Origin of the sequence: Treponema sp., assembly GCF_051883275.1 — a bacterium.
Lineage (GTDB): Bacteria > Spirochaetota > Spirochaetia > Treponematales > Treponemataceae > Treponema_D.
Map to the genome: position 1 here is coordinate 21121 of NZ_JBJETK010000073.1, position 16779 is coordinate 37899.

Annotated in this window: 15 protein-coding genes; all 15 read left to right on the forward strand. The window is 45.3% G+C overall.

The genetic code is table 11. The features are described 5' to 3' along the window. The first annotated feature begins 17 nt into the window (after nt 1-17). The 15 genes from rsmH to ACI4L0_RS11095 all read left to right on the forward strand — a co-directional run bounded on the left by rsmH (nt 18) and on the right by ACI4L0_RS11095 (nt 16528). Nucleotides 18-1001 carry a 16S rRNA (cytosine(1402)-N(4))-methyltransferase RsmH gene (rsmH, locus tag ACI4L0_RS11025; RefSeq protein WP_439800234.1) on the forward strand — a complete coding sequence of 328 codons (984 nt, stop codon included), beginning with the start codon at nt 18-20 and terminating at the stop codon, nt 999-1001. Then, nucleotides 998-1291, forward strand: a complete 294-nt coding sequence (locus tag ACI4L0_RS11030; RefSeq protein WP_439800222.1) for a cell division protein FtsL — start codon at nt 998-1000, stop codon at nt 1289-1291. The genes rsmH and ACI4L0_RS11030 overlap by 4 nt, the downstream gene beginning before the upstream one ends. After that, nucleotides 1288-2730 carry a UDP-N-acetylmuramoyl-tripeptide--D-alanyl-D-alanine ligase gene (locus ACI4L0_RS11035; RefSeq protein ID WP_439800223.1) on the forward strand — a complete coding sequence of 481 codons (1443 nt, stop codon included), beginning with the start codon at nt 1288-1290 and terminating at the stop codon, nt 2728-2730. The genes ACI4L0_RS11030 and ACI4L0_RS11035 overlap by 4 nt, the downstream gene beginning before the upstream one ends. Then, nucleotides 2723-3931: a peptidoglycan glycosyltransferase FtsW gene (locus ACI4L0_RS11040; protein WP_439800224.1), complete on the forward strand. Its 1209-nt coding sequence runs from the start codon at nt 2723-2725 to the stop codon at nt 3929-3931. The genes ACI4L0_RS11035 and ACI4L0_RS11040 overlap by 8 nt, the downstream gene beginning before the upstream one ends. Continuing rightward, on the forward strand, nt 3924-4766 hold the full coding sequence (locus ACI4L0_RS11045; RefSeq protein ID WP_439800235.1) for a cell division protein FtsQ/DivIB: 843 nt from the start codon (nt 3924-3926) through the stop codon (nt 4764-4766). The genes ACI4L0_RS11040 and ACI4L0_RS11045 overlap by 8 nt, the downstream gene beginning before the upstream one ends. Next, the gene (gene ftsA, locus ACI4L0_RS11050) at nt 4767-6023 is read left to right on the forward strand and encodes a cell division protein FtsA (protein WP_439800225.1); all 1257 of its coding nucleotides are present in this window, start codon (nt 4767-4769) and stop codon (nt 6021-6023) included. It abuts the gene before it with no gap. Nucleotides 6024-6164: 141 nt separating this feature from the next. Continuing rightward, nucleotides 6165-7631 carry a cell division protein FtsZ gene (gene ftsZ / locus ACI4L0_RS11055; protein ID WP_439800226.1) on the forward strand — a complete coding sequence of 489 codons (1467 nt, stop codon included), beginning with the start codon at nt 6165-6167 and terminating at the stop codon, nt 7629-7631. A 9-nt stretch (nt 7632-7640) separates the two neighbouring features. Further along, nucleotides 7641-8534 (forward strand): tyrosine recombinase, encoded by an 894-nt coding sequence (locus tag ACI4L0_RS11060; RefSeq protein ID WP_439800227.1) that lies wholly within the window; start codon nt 7641-7643, stop codon nt 8532-8534. A gap of 65 nt (nt 8535-8599) precedes the next feature. Beyond that, a complete protein-coding gene (locus ACI4L0_RS11065) occupies nt 8600-9337 on the forward strand; it encodes a tetratricopeptide repeat protein (protein WP_439800228.1) in 738 nt (245 codons plus the stop codon). 38 nt (nt 9338-9375) lie between these two features. After that, nucleotides 9376-10329, forward strand: a complete 954-nt coding sequence (locus tag ACI4L0_RS11070; protein WP_439800229.1) for a DNA-processing protein DprA — start codon at nt 9376-9378, stop codon at nt 10327-10329. A 10-nt stretch (nt 10330-10339) separates the two neighbouring features. Beyond that, complete coding sequence (gene topA, locus ACI4L0_RS11075; protein WP_439800236.1) at nt 10340-12544, forward strand: type I DNA topoisomerase; 2205 nt, start codon at nt 10340-10342, stop codon at nt 12542-12544. Then, on the forward strand, nt 12537-13460 hold the full coding sequence (locus ACI4L0_RS11080) for a tyrosine-type recombinase/integrase (protein ID WP_439800230.1): 924 nt from the start codon (nt 12537-12539) through the stop codon (nt 13458-13460). The genes topA and ACI4L0_RS11080 overlap by 8 nt, the downstream gene beginning before the upstream one ends. A 107-nt stretch (nt 13461-13567) precedes the next feature. Further along, entirely contained in the window at nt 13568-14110 is a 543-nt protein-coding gene (hslV, locus tag ACI4L0_RS11085; RefSeq protein ID WP_439800231.1) for an ATP-dependent protease subunit HslV, read from the forward strand. 1 nt (nt 14111) lies between these two features. Further along, nucleotides 14112-15632, forward strand: a complete 1521-nt coding sequence (gene hslU / locus ACI4L0_RS11090; RefSeq protein WP_439800232.1) for an ATP-dependent protease ATPase subunit HslU — start codon at nt 14112-14114, stop codon at nt 15630-15632. A gap of 185 nt (nt 15633-15817) precedes the next feature. Continuing rightward, nucleotides 15818-16528: a DNA-binding domain-containing protein gene (locus tag ACI4L0_RS11095; protein ID WP_439800233.1), complete on the forward strand. Its 711-nt coding sequence runs from the start codon at nt 15818-15820 to the stop codon at nt 16526-16528. Nucleotides 16529-16779 lie beyond the last annotated feature (251 nt).

The window sequence follows — 16779 nt, forward strand, 5'->3', positions numbered from 1 at the left end:
ATGCCGGGCTGAAAAAAGTGGAAATAGTTCATACTCCTGTATTGCTAGATGAATGTCTCAGTTTTCTTTCTCCTGAGGGAGAGCCGTTTGAAGGCGATGCTTTTATGATTGATTCCACTTTGGGTGAAGGCGGTCATTCATTTAATTTTCTGCGGAAATTTCCTTCTCTGAAAATTCTCGGGCTTGATGCGGACAGCGTGATCCAGTCGCGCGCAAGGGAACGTCTGGCGGAATTTGGCGGACGGATGCGTTTTTTCAATGGCTGGTTCAATGACTTTTTTCACTCTTATCCGGAAGAGCGCCGCCCGAACCTGATTTTATTCGACCTTGGAATAAGTGTTTTTCACTATGAAAAAAGCGGCCGTGGATTTTCGTTCAGGCATGATGAAAAGCTTGATATGCGGCTCAATCCTTCCTCCGGGAAAAGCGCGGCTGATATTGTCAACACAATGCCAGAGGAAGAGCTTGCCGACATGATTTACCGCTATTCCGATGAAAAGTATTCCCGCCGGATTGCAGGAGCCATTGTGTCCGCGCGCAAATCACAGCAGATTATTTCTACGAAGGCTCTGGCGGATATTGTTTTTGATGCGGTTCCTTCAAAATATCGATACGGAAATATTCATCCTGCCACAAGAACTTTTCAGGCATTGCGGATTCTTGTAAACAGCGAGCTGAAAAGGCTGCCTGAGGCTGTCCATGCGGCGTTCAATGTTCTTGCACCGGGCGGAAAGATGGGAATTATAACTTTCCATTCACTTGAGGACAGGATTGTAAAGAACTATTTCCGCAACCTTGGAAAAAAATGTGTTTGCCCCCCTGAATACGCTGAGTGTGTCTGCGGCGGCGAGCCATGCGCTGAAATTCTGACAAGAAAGCCGGTGGAGCCTTCGGAAGAAGAAATCAGGCGGAATTCCCCCTCAAGAAGCGCAAAGCTTCGTGTGGTCAGAAAAATCAGGGATGCAGATAAAATCCGCCTTGCTGGAGTGGAGGGGCTATGATAAACGTAAAGGGAATATTGCATTATCTTTTTCTTTTTGGGATTGCAATGTCAATTCCGGGGCTTTTGATTTTAAACGGAATTCAGGCCGGAAAATACCGTGATTTAAAAAAGGAAGTTTCAGCTCTTGAAAAAAAACAGGAAAAACTTATTGAGGAAAATAAAAAGCTTATAACAAGCATCAGTGTGCTTTCAAGTTCAGACAGAATTGAAACGATTGCCGAAAATGACCTTGGCATGAGAAAGGCGGAAACCGAGGAAATTGTCCGGGTGGAGATGAGGAAAAAATGAACGCAGATAATTCACTTTTGACGCTTGAAGAAATTCTTGATGCCGTTGACGGAATCCGTGTTCTTGGCGGCGATTCTCTGCATATTGCTTCTGTGCAGACAGACAGCCGCCTTGTTGGAAAAGACACGCTTTTTGTTCCGCTTGCAGGTGAAAAGCAGGACGGGCATTTGTATGTTCCCCAGGCACTTGAAAAAGGCGCATCTGCTGTTTTTATCTGCATGAAGAATTTTGAGGGCGACAGCGGCTTTTTTGTTTCCCTGCATGAAAAATATCCAGACGTTGTTTTTATTGCCGTAAAAAACACACTTGAAGCTCTTCAGAGGGCGGCTGCAAAATATGTGGAGAAATTTCCGCGCCTTATAAAAATTGGAGTTACAGGCTCCAGCGGAAAAACCACCACAAAGGAAATTTTAGTTTCGATTCTTTCTCAGAAATACAGAGTTGTTTTCAACAAGGGAAATTTCAACAGTGAAACGGGTCTTCCGCTTTCTGTGTTCAATATACGCGCGGAGCATGAATGCGGCGTGTTTGAGATGGGCATGAACCGTGTAAATGAAATCGGTGAAATAGCCTCGGTTCTGAAGCCCAGGTTTGCTGTTGTTACAAACATCGGAACAGCGCATATCGGAATTCTTGGAAGCCGCGAAAAGATTGCGGAGGAAAAAGCGAAAATTTTTAGCTACTTCGGCGGATTCGGAACGGGCGTTATTCCGGCTGACGATGACTTCACCGGATTTCTTCAGGAAAAAATCGACGGAAAAACAGTTCTGTACGGAGGCGATACAGCTTCTGTGAAATATGTCCGCAGTCTGGGGCTGAAGGGAACTGTGTTCAGCATAGATGGCATTGAAACTGTTCTTGCTCTGCCTGGAGTGTATAATTACAGAAATGCCTTGGGTGCGGTTGCGCTTGCACAGTCGCTGGGGCTTTCTGCCAGGGAAATTGCGGACGGAATTTCTGCCCTGAAGCCGCTGTCCGGGCGTTCTGAAATTCTTGAGGGCAAAAATTATTTTATTATGCAGGACTGCTATAACGCAAATCCTGATTCAATGGAAAAAGCCCTGGATTTTGTTTCTTCCATAAAAAAGGAAAACGGTTCAAGAAAAATTCTTGTTCTGGGAGATATGCTTGAGCTTGGAAGCGAATCAAAGGCTGCGCATGAAAAAATCGGCGGGCTGGCAGCAGCTTCTGATGCGGATTTTATTGTCTTTGTGGGAACTGAAATTAAAGCTGCGTTTGATTCTGCGCAAAAAAATTCAGATAAAAAAATATTCTATGCTGAAGGAAATTCTGACGGCGCAATGCAGAAAGCCGCCTGTGAAATTCAGAATGTGCTGGCCGGCTCATCCGGCTCGGTTGTTCTTCTGAAAGGCTCCAGGGGAATGAGGCTTGAGAGGATTTCGGAAATTCTTCTGGGAAAGGGGAGCGCGGATGACTGAGTATACTTTTTTCCCTGACAGGCCGGTCGCAAATTACAGGAAGAGCGATTCTGTTTTTATAGTCTGCACGCTTCTTTTGTGGGGAATCGGAATTTTTACGCTTTATGTATGTTCCCCCGGAGTGGGCGAGCGTTTTTTTGGAAACAAGAATTATTTTTTGAACAGGCAGATTGTTTCTTCTGTGGTTGGATTTGCCGGGCTTATTTTTTTTGCTGTTGTTCCGCTTAGGACAATCCGAAGATTTGTTTTTGCTTTTGCGGTTGTTTCGTTTGTTCTGTGTGTTATGGCTTCTCTGCCGGGAATCGGAAGCGAGAGGAAGGGCGCATCACGCTGGATTGTTATTCCGCACTTGTTTTCTTTTCAGCCGTCGGAGCTGGTAAAATTTGCAGTGGTTCTCTATCTGGCTCATATGTTCGATGCACATTCCTCTGAGTACGAAGAAAGCTCCCGGGAATTTATTTATCCTGTTGCGGCTCTTCTGCTTTTTGTTATTGCCATTTTCTGCCAGAGGAATTTGTCTACGGGAATTTTTGTTTTTGCGCTCGGTGTGGCGATGTTTGTTCTGTCCGGGGCATCCTTGAAGTGGCTTCTTCCTTTTTCTGTGCTTGCTGTTCCTGCCGCCGCTATTCTGGTTACAATGGAAGAATACCGCTTGATAAGAATTCTTGCTTATCTTTTTCCTGAAAAATTCAAGTTTTCAGCAGGGTATCAGGTTTCGGCCTCTGAAAGGGCAATCAGCGCGGGAGGAATCTGGGGAACTGGAATCGGCGAGGGGCTTGAAAAAATTTCTTTGATTCCTGAAATTCAGACGGACTATATTTTTGCGGGCTGGGCTACAATGATGGGGCTTTTTGGAGTTACTTCCTATTTTATTTTGCTGGCGGTGTTTTCGTACAGGGGATTCAAGATTGCTCTCAGCTGCCCTGACCGTTTTGCTGCGTATGGGGCTTTCGGATGCACGTTGTGTATTTTCTGCCAGTCGGTTTTCAACTGCGCGGTTGTCTGCGGAGCTTGTCCCACTACGGGAATTCCGCTGCCTTTTTTTTCATCGGGCGGCTCTTCTCTTATAATGACACTTTGCATGTGCGGATTTATTATAAATGCCTCACATTGCGATGCCGATAAAGATTCAGGACGAAAGTCGGAAAATAGTTTGGATAATGTAGAAACAATCGGGGGAGTGGTAGTTGAATATGAGTGATGCGGCGATTTCAGATTTTGATGAATTTTTCGGCTCTTTTGAAAGTGTGGATTCTTCCAAAAAAAAGGAGCGTCAGGCAGGTGAAAAAAAATATACTGCTCTGAAAATTATAGTTGCGGTTCTCGGCTTTTTTCTTCTGGCGGAAGGTGTTATTTATGCGTTTATTCTTCCGTGCTTTGGACGTCCTGCCGTGGTTTATTCCGGGCTGGATTCCGTTGCGAAAAAGGATGTAGCCGAGCGGCTTGCGCCTCTTGCGAATTCCACATGGACAGGGTTCGACACAGAGCGCGCGGTTTCTATTCTGAGCAACATTTCGTATATTGAGCAGGTTTCCGTTGACAAGCGTTTTCCCGACAGGATTTTTGTTTCCGCAAAACAGCGTGTTCCCGTGGCAAAAACCATTCTTTCTGTAAACGGAGTGTCAAAGTCTGTTCAAATTGATGAAAATTGTGTACTATTTAGCATACAGTCAGACTCCATTTTGCAGGATAGCTCCGTTCCGCTTGTTTCGGGGCTTCCTATTGATAATCTTCAGGAAGGTATGAGACTGCCTGCAAAATACCATGTTCTTATGGAGCAGATTTCAGCTATAAGAAGTCTGCCGCAGAAGTATTTTGCCGCGATTTCAGAGATTCAAGTTGTGCCAAAGGAATATGGAAACTTTGAGCTTGTTCTTTATCCTACGCAGGCAAAGACAAGGGTTCTTACCGACCGCTCTTTGACCGAGGACGCGCTGAAGTATATGATGGTTGTTCTTGATGTTGTAAATTCAATAGAACCGGACGTTGTGGAAGTCGATTTGAGATACGATTCGCTTTCATACAGATGCCGTTGAGTGAGGAATATTTTGGTGCGGACGATTGTTGGTCTTGATATCGGCACTTGCTGGATCAGGACAGTTATTGCAGAGGTTAATGCCAATAACGAAATTGAAATAATAGGAATTTCAAAAAAGCCGTCTCAGGGAGTAAGAAACGGTGTAATCGTCAACATAGATGCAACAAGAAATGTTATAAAGGAAGCCGTTGAGGCTGCTGAGATAAGCGCCGGCACTACGGTTGTTGAAGTCTATACTTCAATCGGCGGCTCCCAGGTTACAAGCCTGTCGTCTACCGGTGTTGTGGGCGCAGACCCCAAGGGAGGAAATCGGGATATTGAAATCAGGCAGGAGGCGAAGAACCGCGCGCTTGAGTGTGCAAAGGCTGTTTCGATTCCGCTTAATGAAGCTCTGCTGCATATCTTGCCGCAGGAATATCTTGTGGACGGCAGGGAGTATGCGAATCCGATAGGCATAAAAGGTGTAAGGCTTGAAGTAAAGACTTTGCTGCTTAAAGTTTCAACTTCCGCATACTCAAATATCAAGGACTGCATAATGCGCGCGGAGTACCAGCTCAGAAGGATTACGCTGAAAACTCTGGCTGCGGCTTATGCTACTTTGCGTGAAGACGAGCGCGCTCTTGGCTCTATTTTGATTGACCTTGGCGGCGGCTCTACGGATGTTATTGTGCTGAACAAGGATGCGCCTGTTTTTACAACTTCAATTCCAGCTGGAGGAAACCGTGTTACGAATGATATTTCCACGGTGCTGGGAGTTCCTTTTTCTGTTGCTGAAGATTTAAAGATAAAGTATGGAACCTGCTGGCTTAATGAAGGCGAGGAAAACGAAGAGGTTATAATTCCGGGTGTGGGAGGGCTTCCTCCTGAGCTTACAGATAAATCTGTTCTGAGTGAAATTATCAGCGCCCGTGTTGAGGAAATTCTTGTTTCCGCAAGAACTGAGGTAATCAGAAAGTCCAAGCTTTCTGAACTGCGGGGAACAATTGTTCTTACCGGCGGCGGCGCGCTTATGCCTGGAATTGAAACGCTTGCCCAGGAAGTGTGGAAGACTTCCGCTGTTAGAATCGGCTGCTGCGCTGATTTCGGGGGAAGCGATGATTCATACCGCAATGCGGATTTTGCAACAGCAGTGGGGCTTGTTCTTGCCAACAAGAACGATGACAGCTCCATGGCGACTTCGCGCAAGATTTCAAAAAAGCAAAAAACTGATTCCAAGTCAAATTGGTTTTCGAATTTGCTTAAGAAGATAAACTGATAATTTCAGGAAGGGCTGTGGCACTTGAATTTGTCAACGGGCGCTTCCTTGCTATTTTTGCGTTTATTTGAAATACTATTTTAAAAGCACTCTGTTTTTTAATGGGGAATATGAAACGGAATGTGCGGGTCGGGAGGAATTATGGAATTTATAAATGTCGAGGACACGTCTTCTTGCGGACAGAATGTACCCCTTGCTGGTTCCGGTTTGCAGACGGAATTAAATTCAGTGAATGACACCGCTGAAAATTTTGACGAAGAACTTGGGGTTATAAATCCTACAGTCATAAAAATAATAGGCTGCGGCGGCGGCGGTTCCAATGCAGTCCAGCGCATGATAGAAGACGGTGTTTCTGATGTTCAGTTTATTGTTTTGAACACAGACAAGCAGGCTCTTCATAAGTCCACGGCCCAGCTCAGGGTTCCCATCGGACAGAAAATAACAGGCGGACTTGGCGCCGGCGGAAATCCTATTGTCGGTGAAAACGCTGCAAAGGAAGATTCAGAGCGTCTTTCAAAGGTTATTTCCGGAGCCGACATGGTTGTTATCACAGCCGGAATGGGCGGCGGAACTGGCACTGGCTCTGCTCCTGTTGTGGCGCAGCTTTCGCATGATGCTGGAATTCTTACGATTGCAGTTGTTACAACTCCTTTCACTTTTGAAGGAAAGGTTCGCATGGACAATGCTCTTGCAGGCCTTGAAAAACTTCGCCAGAATGTTGACAGTCTTATAGTTCTTCCGAATGACTTGATTTTTAAGGCTGTTGAAAGTATTGATCGCAAAATGACTTTCAAGGAGCAGTTCAAGCTTGCCGACGCTCTTTTGTGCTCCGGTGTAAAAGGCGTTACAGAGCTCATTACAAAGCCGGGCGATGTCAATTTGGACTTTGCGGATGTAAGCACGATTATGCGCGGTTCCGGGGATTCAATTCTTGGTGTCGGAACAGGCAAGGGAGAAAACCGCATAAACGAAGCTGTTGAAGGCGCGATTGCAAATCCGCTTCTGGAAAACCGCCAGATTGACGGAGCAAAGAAAATTCTTATAAACATCACTTCAAATGGAAATCTTGCTCTGGAGGAAGCTCAGGAAATTGTGAATCTTATCCGCCGTTCTGCAAATCCGAGCGCGAATATTATCTTCGGGCTTGCGGAAAATCAGGACATGGAGGACGATGATATTTCTGTTACCGTTATTGCAACGGACTTTGACAGTGACAATGAATTTGCCCATTCAGCTCCTGCTGCGGAAGAAGAAAACGACGATTCCATTGCTGATTACGGAGATTTTATTCGCGCTATGGGCGGAAAGGACGAGTCGGAATCAAAGGTGGAAAAAGTTCCCGGACATTTCAGCGCCCTCAATTTCAAGAATGAGCCGGCTGATTCCGCTGATACAAAGACGGAGCCGGCCGCTTCTTCTGTGCCTCTTTCAGAAAGAGGAACTGTTTCGCTTACGGAAAATTCAGGTGAGGAAAATTCTTCGTCCGTAAAACGCTCTTTTTTAGGGCATGAAATTCCGCCTGGAACAGATCCGAATGATATGAGCCAGCCTGCGATTTACAGAAAAAGGCAGAGGCTTTCAAGGTCTATTGATTTGACGCAGCTATAAGGCGCTTTTATGGATATGCAGGGGCTGCTTCAGGAATTCTACAGCGAGCTTTTGTTTGTGGAAAACCATGGAAAACTGACAGCGGAAACTTACTTGATTTGCGTAAACGAGTTTCTGGCCTACCTTGAAAAGGAAAAAATACCTCTTGAGGAGGTGACTGTCAAAACGCTGCTTTATTATGCGGCTTCCAGAAAGCTGACAGGAATAAAGGAAATTACCGTTGCAAAGGATTTTTCCGCGCTGAGAATTTTCGGGCTGTTCCTTGTGAGAAAAAAAATATGGGCTGAAAATTTCGCGCATGAAATCGGGCGGCCTAAAGTTTCCCGCAGCCTTCCGAAAGTTCTTGAAGTGGAGCAGGTTGACAGCCTGCTGGATTCAATCGATGTGGAAAAGCCGCTTGGAGTTCGGGACCGCGCATTGTATGAGCTTATCTACAGCTGCGGTCTTCGGATAAGCGAGTCCTGCTCACTGCTGATTGCGAACGTGCATTTTGATGAAAGCCTTATTCTTGTAACTGGAAAAGGAAAAAAGGAGCGGCTTGTTCCGTTCGGGCAGGATGCTTCGTTTTGGCTGAAAAAATGGATTTTTGAAGTGCGCCCGGCATTTGTTGGCTCCAGGATTGTCCCTGAGGTTTTTGTGAATTCCAAGGGGCAGCCGCTTTCCAGAAAAGGTATCTGGAAAAACTTCAAGACCATGGGCAAAAAAACTGGAATTGAGGCAAAGGTTCATACACTTAGACATTCCTTTGCAACTCACCTTCTTGCCGGCGGAGCTGACCTTCGTTCTGTGCAGGAGCTTCTGGGACATTCGGACTTGTCTACAACCCAGATTTACACGCATATAGATGATTCACGGCTTGAAGAAAGCCACAGGGAATTTTTCCCGGGACATAAAACTGACTGAAGGAAATCTCGGAAAATCACTGGAATAGAAATTTTTTGGGATTCCCTGAAATACCGGAGGAATTTATGAAAAGATGTTTAGTATTATTCGCAGCGTTCTTGGCTGCTTTTTCTGTGCTTTCATGCTCGCCGACTTATAATTCTATAAAGCGTATGCAGAAAATGGAAGAAGGCGTTTCAAATCCGACCACAAAGGAAGAGCTTGAGGAGGCTATAAAAAAATACGATGCCCGCGCAATGGACTTGGTTCTTACAGAGGGTCAGATAGGAATCTGGTATAAAATACTTGGAACCCGCTATCAGGATCAGCAGATGTACGGAAAAGCCCTGGAGTGTTTCCAGAAGGCGCTGATGTACTATCCGGACAATGCGAATCTTTACTTTTATGTAGGCTCCTGCGCAGGTCATTTGTCCCATGCGTTTCTTGACTTTGAGGCGAAAGGCGCAGCTTCTTCGAACAGTGTAAAAAAAATGAATTATCTTAAGCTTGCGGAAAGCTCGTATCTTCAGGCTCTTAAACTGAATCCGAACTATTACCGTGTTCTTTTTGGGCTTGGAGTTCTATATGTCTATGAATTCGGTCAGGGCGACAAGGCCATTCCTTATCTTGAAAAATTTCTTTCGGTGCAGACCAGGGATACAGAAGCCATGTTTGCGCTTGCGGCCGCCTATTATCTGAACTATGAGTTTGAAAAGGCGATTCCTCTTTACGACAGAATCATAGAGCTGAAGCCGAACGCTCAGAAAGTCCAGGAGGCAAAGTCAAATAAGACCAAAGTGCTTTCCCTGATGTACAAAGAGTAAATTTGCATTTTGAACTTTAATTTTATATCTTTTTTTCCGTGGATATTTTAGACATTGCGATTTCATCGATATCTTTTCTTTCCGCCCGGGAAAAAATTCTTTTAAAGAAAAATATTGACAGCATGGACAAACTTGCGTTACTGTCTATACAAGAGCTTTCTGTTATTATTGGCAGGAATACAGGCCGTGCTGTCTGGAACGGAAAGAGGTGCCGAGCGGAGGCTGAAAGAGCTTTTGCCCTGGCTGAGGCTAAGGAAATAAAGGCTGTTTTTTTCTACGAAGCTGAATTTCCTGCTATGCTTAGAACTATTCCAGACCCTCCGTATTCCTTTTTTTACCGGGGCTCGTTGGAGCTTCTGAAAAAGCCCTGCGTTTCTGTAGTGGGAACAAGGCGTATCTGTGAGGAAAGCGCACGCGCTGCATTTGCCTTTGCGGAGGAAGCTTCCCGGTGCGGCCAGACGGTGATTTCCGGGCTTGCAAACGGGATTGACACTTTCGCCCATAAAGGCGCTCTTTCAGGCGGAATTTCCGGGGCGACAGCGGCGGTTATTCCGTGCGGAGTGGACACTGTTGTTCCTTACGGGAACAGGACGCTTGCCCGGCAGATTGTAAGTGCCGGCGGATTTATTGCAAGCGAGTATATTCCCGGAGTTCCTGCGGTGCCATGGCGTTTTGTCCAGCGGAACAGGCTCATAGCGGCTCTGTCTCCCTGCACGGTTGTTGTCCATGCTCCGGCCGGAAGCGGTGCTCTTATAACTGCTGATTTTGCTCTTGACTATAACAGGGATGTTATTTTTCATGCAGCGGGGCTTTGCAGGAAAACTGAAAATAAAGGCGGGGGAAAAGAAAATCTGCGCACTTCAGGGAAATTTCTGGAGGAAGGCGCTCCTATTATAGAAAACTATACGGATTTTATCACGGTCAGAGAAAATGCTCCGGGATTTGAAGTCCGTAAAAATAAAGGACAGCTTGAATTTTTTGATTCTTGCTGACAGGTGGATTATGGCTGAAAAAACTGCTAAAAAAACATCGAAGACGGCTGGCAAGGAAAACAAGAAGAACACCTTGATTATTGTAGAGTCTCCTGCAAAGGCAAAGACGATTGAGCATTATCTGGGCACCGGCTATACCGTAAAAGCTTCTATGGGGCATTTGATTGATCTTCCTAAAAGCCGCATGGCAATCCAAATCGACAAGAATTTTGAGCCGGAATATATAACTGTCCGCGGACGGGCAAAGCTTTTGAAGGAACTTCAGAAAGATGCAAAAAACAGCAGCCATGTTTTTCTTGCTTCCGACCCTGACCGGGAAGGCGAGGCTATTGCATGGCATTTGAACAATGCCCTTAAAGAAAAAACCACAGCCGACATAAAGCGTGTTGTTTTTAACGAAATTACAGCGAACGGTGTAAAGGAAGGTGTAAAGCATCCGCGCGAAATTTATGAAAGCCTTGTAAATGCCCAGAAGGCGCGCCGTGTTCTTGACCGCCTTGTAGGCTACAATTTAAGCCCCCTTCTATGGAAAAAAGTAAAGAACGGACTCAGCGCCGGCCGTGTTCAGTCTGTTGCGCTTCGGCTTATATGCGAGCGTGAAAAAGAAGTTGAGGACTTTATTCCTGAAGAATATTGGTCTTTGGATGCGGATTTTTCAAAGGGAAAAAATAAGTTTACAGCCCAGCTTGTGCAGTACAAGGGCGTAAAACCGGAGCTTAAAAACAAGGATGCTGTAAATGAAATTATAAAGGAAATCCAGAACTGTGAGTGCAAGGTTTTAGACATAAAGGAAACAGAAAAAACTGTCCGCCCGAAGCCTCCTTTTACAACATCAACGCTTCAGCAGGCTGCGGCAAACAGGCTCGGATTTACTTCCAGAAAAACAATGCAGATTGCACAGCGGCTTTATGAGGGTGTGCAGATAGGAAGCACACGTGTAGGTCTTATAACCTATATGCGTACTGACTCCGTTCGTATAAGCCAGACAGCCATAAATGATGTGCGCGAATGGATTGAAAAGAATTTCCCGGAAGATCTTCCTGCTGAAAAAATAGAGTATTCGTCTGAAAAAAATGCGCAGGATGCCCATGAGGCGATTCGTCCGACTTATGTAAAATATACCCCGGACAGCGTAAAGGAATATCTGACCCGCGAGGAGCTGAGGCTGTATTCGATTATCTGGGAGCGTTTTGTTTCAAGCCAGATGAACAATGCAAAGTCAAAGACAAGCAGCGTGGATATTCAGGTGGGAGATGCTTTGTTCCGTGTGAGCGCAAGCAGGCTCAGCCACAAGGGATTCTACAATGTGATAAAGACACTTTCTTCAAAAGAGGAAATCACTGGAAATCTTCCTGCGCTTAAGGCCGGGGAAGTTCTTTCAAGCGGCTCTTTTTATCCGGAGCAGCATTTTACGCAGGGACCTGCCCGTTATACAGACGCTTCAATGGTAAAAACTCTCCAGGAAAAAGGAATCGGCCGCCCTTCAACTTATGCGCCTATTATTTCAGTTTTGCTTGACCGCTATTATGTTACAAGAAACAACAAGCAGCTTGTTCCCACAATGCTCGGAAAAATCATCTGCAAGATTCTGATAGAGTCGTTCCCTGATGTTATAAATGTGCAGTTCACTTCCGAAGTTGAAAATAATCTGGATAAGGTTGAGCAGGATGAGCTTGTCTGGAACAACATGATTGCGGATTTCTTTGAGCCGTTTAAAAAACGTGTTGAAGAAGTCATGGAAAGCCAGGAAAGCCTGAAGGGAACTCTTGACGAGCCTACTGATGAGGTCTGCGAAAAATGCGGAAGGCCTATGCTGAAAAAGCTTGGGCGGTTTGGATATTTTCTTGCCTGCTCAGGATTCCCTGAATGTCATAATACAAAAAGTGTTCCGCTTGCAAAGTGTCCGCGCAAGGGCTGCGATGGATATATAGTTGCGCGCAAGACAAAGGGCCGCGGAAAGGAATTCTACGGCTGCACGAATTATCCTGAATGTACCTTTATTTCCCACTTCAAGCCGATTGATGTTTATTGTCCAAAGTGCAACTGGTTTCTTGTTGAAAAATATGACAAGAAAAACGGCTCGTACAAAAGCTGCATAAATCCTGACTGCGATTATCTCCATTCAGCGGATGAAGCTGTTGCGGCGGAGGCGGCCGGAGAATTTGCAAGGGCAAACAAAGCGGATAAAGAGTCAAAAGAAGCCAAGAATGAATAAGACCGTTGCGGAATGTTCCCGGGAATTTCTTGTCTACCTTGAAAGTGTCCGCGGGCTGTCTGAAAATACCGTGTTATCTTACCGCCAGGATTTGGAGCACTTCTGTTCCTTTCTTGGGGCGGAAAAAAATCCTGAGGATATCACCATTGAAAATCTCAGGCTTTTTGTGGGAGCTTTGAGCCAGAAAAATTATTCTCCGGCTTCTATCAACAGAATTATTTCTGCTGTCCGCGGGCTGTTTGCATATTTGAAGGAATTTGGATATATTTCTAGAAATGTTTCCTATGAGCTGAAATCCCTGCGCCAGCCTAAGACTGTTCCGCGCTTTATGTCCCAGACGGAAATTGACAGGCTGTGTTCCGAGCCGCAGAAAAACAGCCTGCTGTGGGCTTCGCGTGACAAGGCGATTTTTGAAATGCTGTATTCTTCCGGCTGCCGTGTGAGCGAGCTTGTTTCCCTTAAATTCAGTGATTTTACAAGCGGATATGAAAGTGCAGTTGTTACAGGAAAAGGCAGAAAGGACAGGCGGGTTTACTTTGAAAAGGACGCTCGCCAGGCTTTGCTTTTATATTTAAATGAAAGAAATCAAAGATTTCCGCAGGCTGCAAAGGGCGCAGGAGCAGAGGTCAGGAATATTTTTTTAAGCCAGAAAGGAACGGCTCTTACCGCGCACGGACTTTGGTACATTTTGTCCAGGTACACGGGCATAGAGGGAACTTGCAGCCATATTTCGCCGCATGCGTTCAGGCATACTTTTGCAACGGGAATGCTTAATTCCGGAGCGGACATCAGGATTGTGCAGGAGCTTCTGGGACATTCAAGCATAAGCACAACCCAGCGGTATACCCATGTAACGCTTGAGCGGCTGAAAAAAGTATACAGCCAGGCTTTTCCTCATTCAGGGAAAAAGGACTGAAAAATGCAGTGGAAAAATGAATGAGCCGAGTGTGGATTAGCAAGTGCTTTTTGCTCTGCTGAAAACCGCGCGGCTTTGAATATACACAGTGTTTTATGGGAGAAAATATGGAAACTGAGAATAAAATCAGGAGCACTACAGTTATCGCTGTCAGAAGAAACGGAAAAGTTGCCATGGCTGGAGACGGCCAGGTTACAATGGGCAATACAGTCATGAAGGGCAATGCTAAAAAAGTGCGCCGCATTTATGACGGAAAAGTTCTTACAGGATTTGCAGGCGCAACAGCTGATGCCTTTACTCTGTTTGACAAGTTCGAGGAAAAACTGAAAACTTACAACGGCGATTTGACCCGTGCCGCGGTGGAGCTTGCAAAGCTGTGGAGAACTGAAAGGTCTATGAGCAAGCTGGAGGCTCTTTTGCTTGTGGCGGACGAAAACAAGATTCTTCTGATTTCTGGAAGCGGTGATGTAATCGAGCCTGAAAATAATATACTTGCAATCGGCTCCGGCGGAAATTACGCTTATGCGGCCGCAATGGCATACATGGAATCGTCCGACCTTTCGGCAAGGGAAATTGCGGAAAAATCGCTTGCAATAGCAGGACAGATTTGTATTTATACAAACAGCAATGTTGTAGTGGAGGAGCTTTAGCATGGCTTTAGAAGATCAGAACAAAGAACAGCTTGGAATTCCGGATGGACTTACTCCGGCGCAGATAGTTGAAAAACTTGACAGCTATATAATCGGACAGCAGAAGGCAAAACGCTTTGTTGCCGTTGCACTGAGAAACCGCCAGCGCAGAATAAAGCTTCCGGCTGAAATTCGGGACGAAGTTGCTCCCAAGAACATTCTTATGATGGGCCCCACCGGCGTTGGAAAAACTGAAATTGCACGTCGGCTTGCTAAACTCTGCGGCGCGCCGTTTCTGAAAGTTGAAGCCACAAAGTATACCGAGGTGGGATATGTCGGCCGCGATGTGGAAAGCATGGTGCGGGATTTGATGGCGGTGGGCTACAACATGGTCAAGGCTGAAATGCAGGAAAAGCTCCGCGAAAAATGCATACCAATGGTTGAAGACCAGCTTTTGGATCTTTTGCTTCCGGGAAGTTCGAGCGGCAAAAAGAGAAGGGAGGCTGCTCCAAAGAGAGATGTCCGTGTTCTTGGAAACATTTTCGGGGAGTCAAGTCCGGTGCAGGGCAGTCTGATTCAGGTTGACATACCAAAGGAAAATCCTTCAGCTGAATCCCAGGGTGAAGAGCAGGAAAAGCAGACACCGCCCAACGAGGAAATGACATCGACCCGCGAAAAATTCCGTGAAATGCTCCGCGAAGGCAAGCTTGAAGACCGCACTGTTGAAATAACCGTGCACAGGCAGCCTTCATTCAGTATGAACATGATGGGAGCGAGCAGCCCGGAAGAGCTTGAAGAAAGCATAAACGGACTTCAGGAGCTTCTTTCAGGAGGACGCTCCAAAAAACGGACTGTAACGGTAAGAGAGGCGCGCCAGATTCTTATGGCTGAAACCCTTGAGCGGAATACCGACAGCGACAAGGCTGCGGAAGAGGCGAAAAAGAGGGTGGAGCAGAGCGGCATTATTTTTATTGACGAGATTGACAAGATTGCGACACACGGAGGCGAAGACGGAAGACAGGCCGTAAGCAGGGAAGGCGTGCAGCGTGATATTCTTCCTATTGTGGAAGGAAGCGACGTCAATACAAAATGGGGCGTTGTAAATACAACCCATATTCTTTTTATAGGCGCAGGCGCGTTCAGCGTTTCTGCTCCGAGCGACCTTATTCCTGAATTGCAGGGACGTTTTCCGCTTAGAGTGGAGCTTGAGCCGCTGAAGAAGGCGGATTTCAAGCGCATTCTCACAGAGCCGAAAAATGCCCTCGTAAGGCAGTATGAAGCCCTTCTTGCAACTGAAGGCGTTACGCTGAAGTTTGCGGACGAAGCCATTGAGCGCATGAGCTTTATCGCAGAGGATGTGAATTCCCACAGCGAAAATATCGGCGCGCGCAGACTTCATACGATAATGGAAACTGTGCTGGAAGAATTAAGCTTTGACGCCGACCGCCATGCAGGTGAAACTATAACGATTGACAGCAAATACGTGGACGAAAAACTCGGCGGCATAATGCAGAACCAGAATCTGGAGCGTTACATACTCTAGCAAAATAAAAAACGGCAGACGACCTTCGCCTGCCGTAAAAACATTGAGCCGCGGTGGCTGCGTAAAATCTCTATCAGGTCAAATTTCGAGTTTTAGATAAATTTACAAAAAAAGGCATTCCCTGTAAAATTTTGAATATCCCTCACAATTAGACATCCCGTTTTTTTTCCTGTATATTTATTTATATGCTGGAAGTGTATATATCAGAAAACAAGTTTAAAAATAAAAAAAAGCCGTTTGTGTTTAGAAGCAGAAATCTTCAGACTTATACACAGGAAGATATAATCGAGGCAATTTCCGAGGCGGGAACGACTTTTACAAAAGCGGATGCTGCCGGTATGTTCAAAGTTTTTGAACAAGTCTTTAAACGATTTATAGAACGCGGATATGCCGTCAAACTATTTATGGGTACATTCCGTGCATCGGCATCTGGAACTGCGGAAACAAATTCTGAAACTTTTAAGCCGGTAATTCCCAAAGATCCCCGGACTCCAAAAAAAGACCACAACATTTCGCTCGGCTTTGAGCCTAATGAATCATATTCAGAACAACTCAGGAACATTTCGTTCAGGCGTCTTGGTTTTGTAAAATTAAGCCGACCTGTAATTACAGGCATATCAAGTGCTATGATAAATTCAGAATCCCCTTTAGTTCCCGGTGATTATATAAAGATATGCGGAAGATTTTTAAAATTCGACTTTGACGACAAGAGTCAGGGTGTATTTTTCAAAGAAACGGACGGAACAAAATCTTACAAGGCATCTAATTTTACAAGGGCAACAAGGCTTACAATTACACTTCAGATTCCGCCGGAACTTGTACCTGGAACTTACACAGTCAAAATACGCACACAGACTGAATCCGCATTTTCACAGCAGGTTATTACTGTTTTATAGGATTTTATAAAGTTCTTAAAAGGTATTGCAGTCTGATTTAATGCACCTTATACGACGCAAGTGTCTGGGAATTGCTTAGCAGAAAAGTTATTAAACCTTTTGCACAAATAAAATTCGCGGACAAAAAAATATTTTATTAAGTTCAAAACTTATTTTTATCTTAATCAAAAATTATCGTTATCTTGAACAAATATTTAGTAGAAAGGCTATTTACGGATTGAAAACAGGCTGACTTCACATTGTAAACAGTC

Bases quoted from the DNA above. Each gene is read 5' to 3' on its own strand.
- ACI4L0_RS11030 (WP_439800222.1), top strand. From the start codon at position 998: ATGATAAACGTAAAGGGAATATTGCATTATCTTTTTCTTTTTGGGATT.
- ACI4L0_RS11035 (WP_439800223.1), top strand. From the start codon at position 1,288: ATGAACGCAGATAATTCACTTTTGACGCTTGAAGAAATTCTTGATGCC.
- ACI4L0_RS11040 (WP_439800224.1), top strand. From the start codon at position 2,723: ATGACTGAGTATACTTTTTTCCCTGACAGGCCGGTCGCAAATTACAGG.
- ACI4L0_RS11045 (WP_439800235.1), top strand. From the start codon at position 3,924: ATGAGTGATGCGGCGATTTCAGATTTTGATGAATTTTTCGGCTCTTTT.
- ftsZ (WP_439800226.1), top strand. From the start codon at position 6,165: ATGGAATTTATAAATGTCGAGGACACGTCTTCTTGCGGACAGAATGTA.
- ACI4L0_RS11060 (WP_439800227.1), top strand. From the start codon at position 7,641: ATGGATATGCAGGGGCTGCTTCAGGAATTCTACAGCGAGCTTTTGTTT.
- ACI4L0_RS11065 (WP_439800228.1), top strand. From the start codon at position 8,600: ATGAAAAGATGTTTAGTATTATTCGCAGCGTTCTTGGCTGCTTTTTCT.
- topA (WP_439800236.1), top strand. From the start codon at position 10,340: ATGGCTGAAAAAACTGCTAAAAAAACATCGAAGACGGCTGGCAAGGAA.
- ACI4L0_RS11080 (WP_439800230.1), top strand. From the start codon at position 12,537: ATGAATAAGACCGTTGCGGAATGTTCCCGGGAATTTCTTGTCTACCTT.
- hslV (WP_439800231.1), top strand. From the start codon at position 13,568: ATGGAAACTGAGAATAAAATCAGGAGCACTACAGTTATCGCTGTCAGA.
- hslU (WP_439800232.1), top strand. From the start codon at position 14,112: ATGGCTTTAGAAGATCAGAACAAAGAACAGCTTGGAATTCCGGATGGA.
- ACI4L0_RS11095 (WP_439800233.1), top strand. From the start codon at position 15,818: ATGCTGGAAGTGTATATATCAGAAAACAAGTTTAAAAATAAAAAAAAG.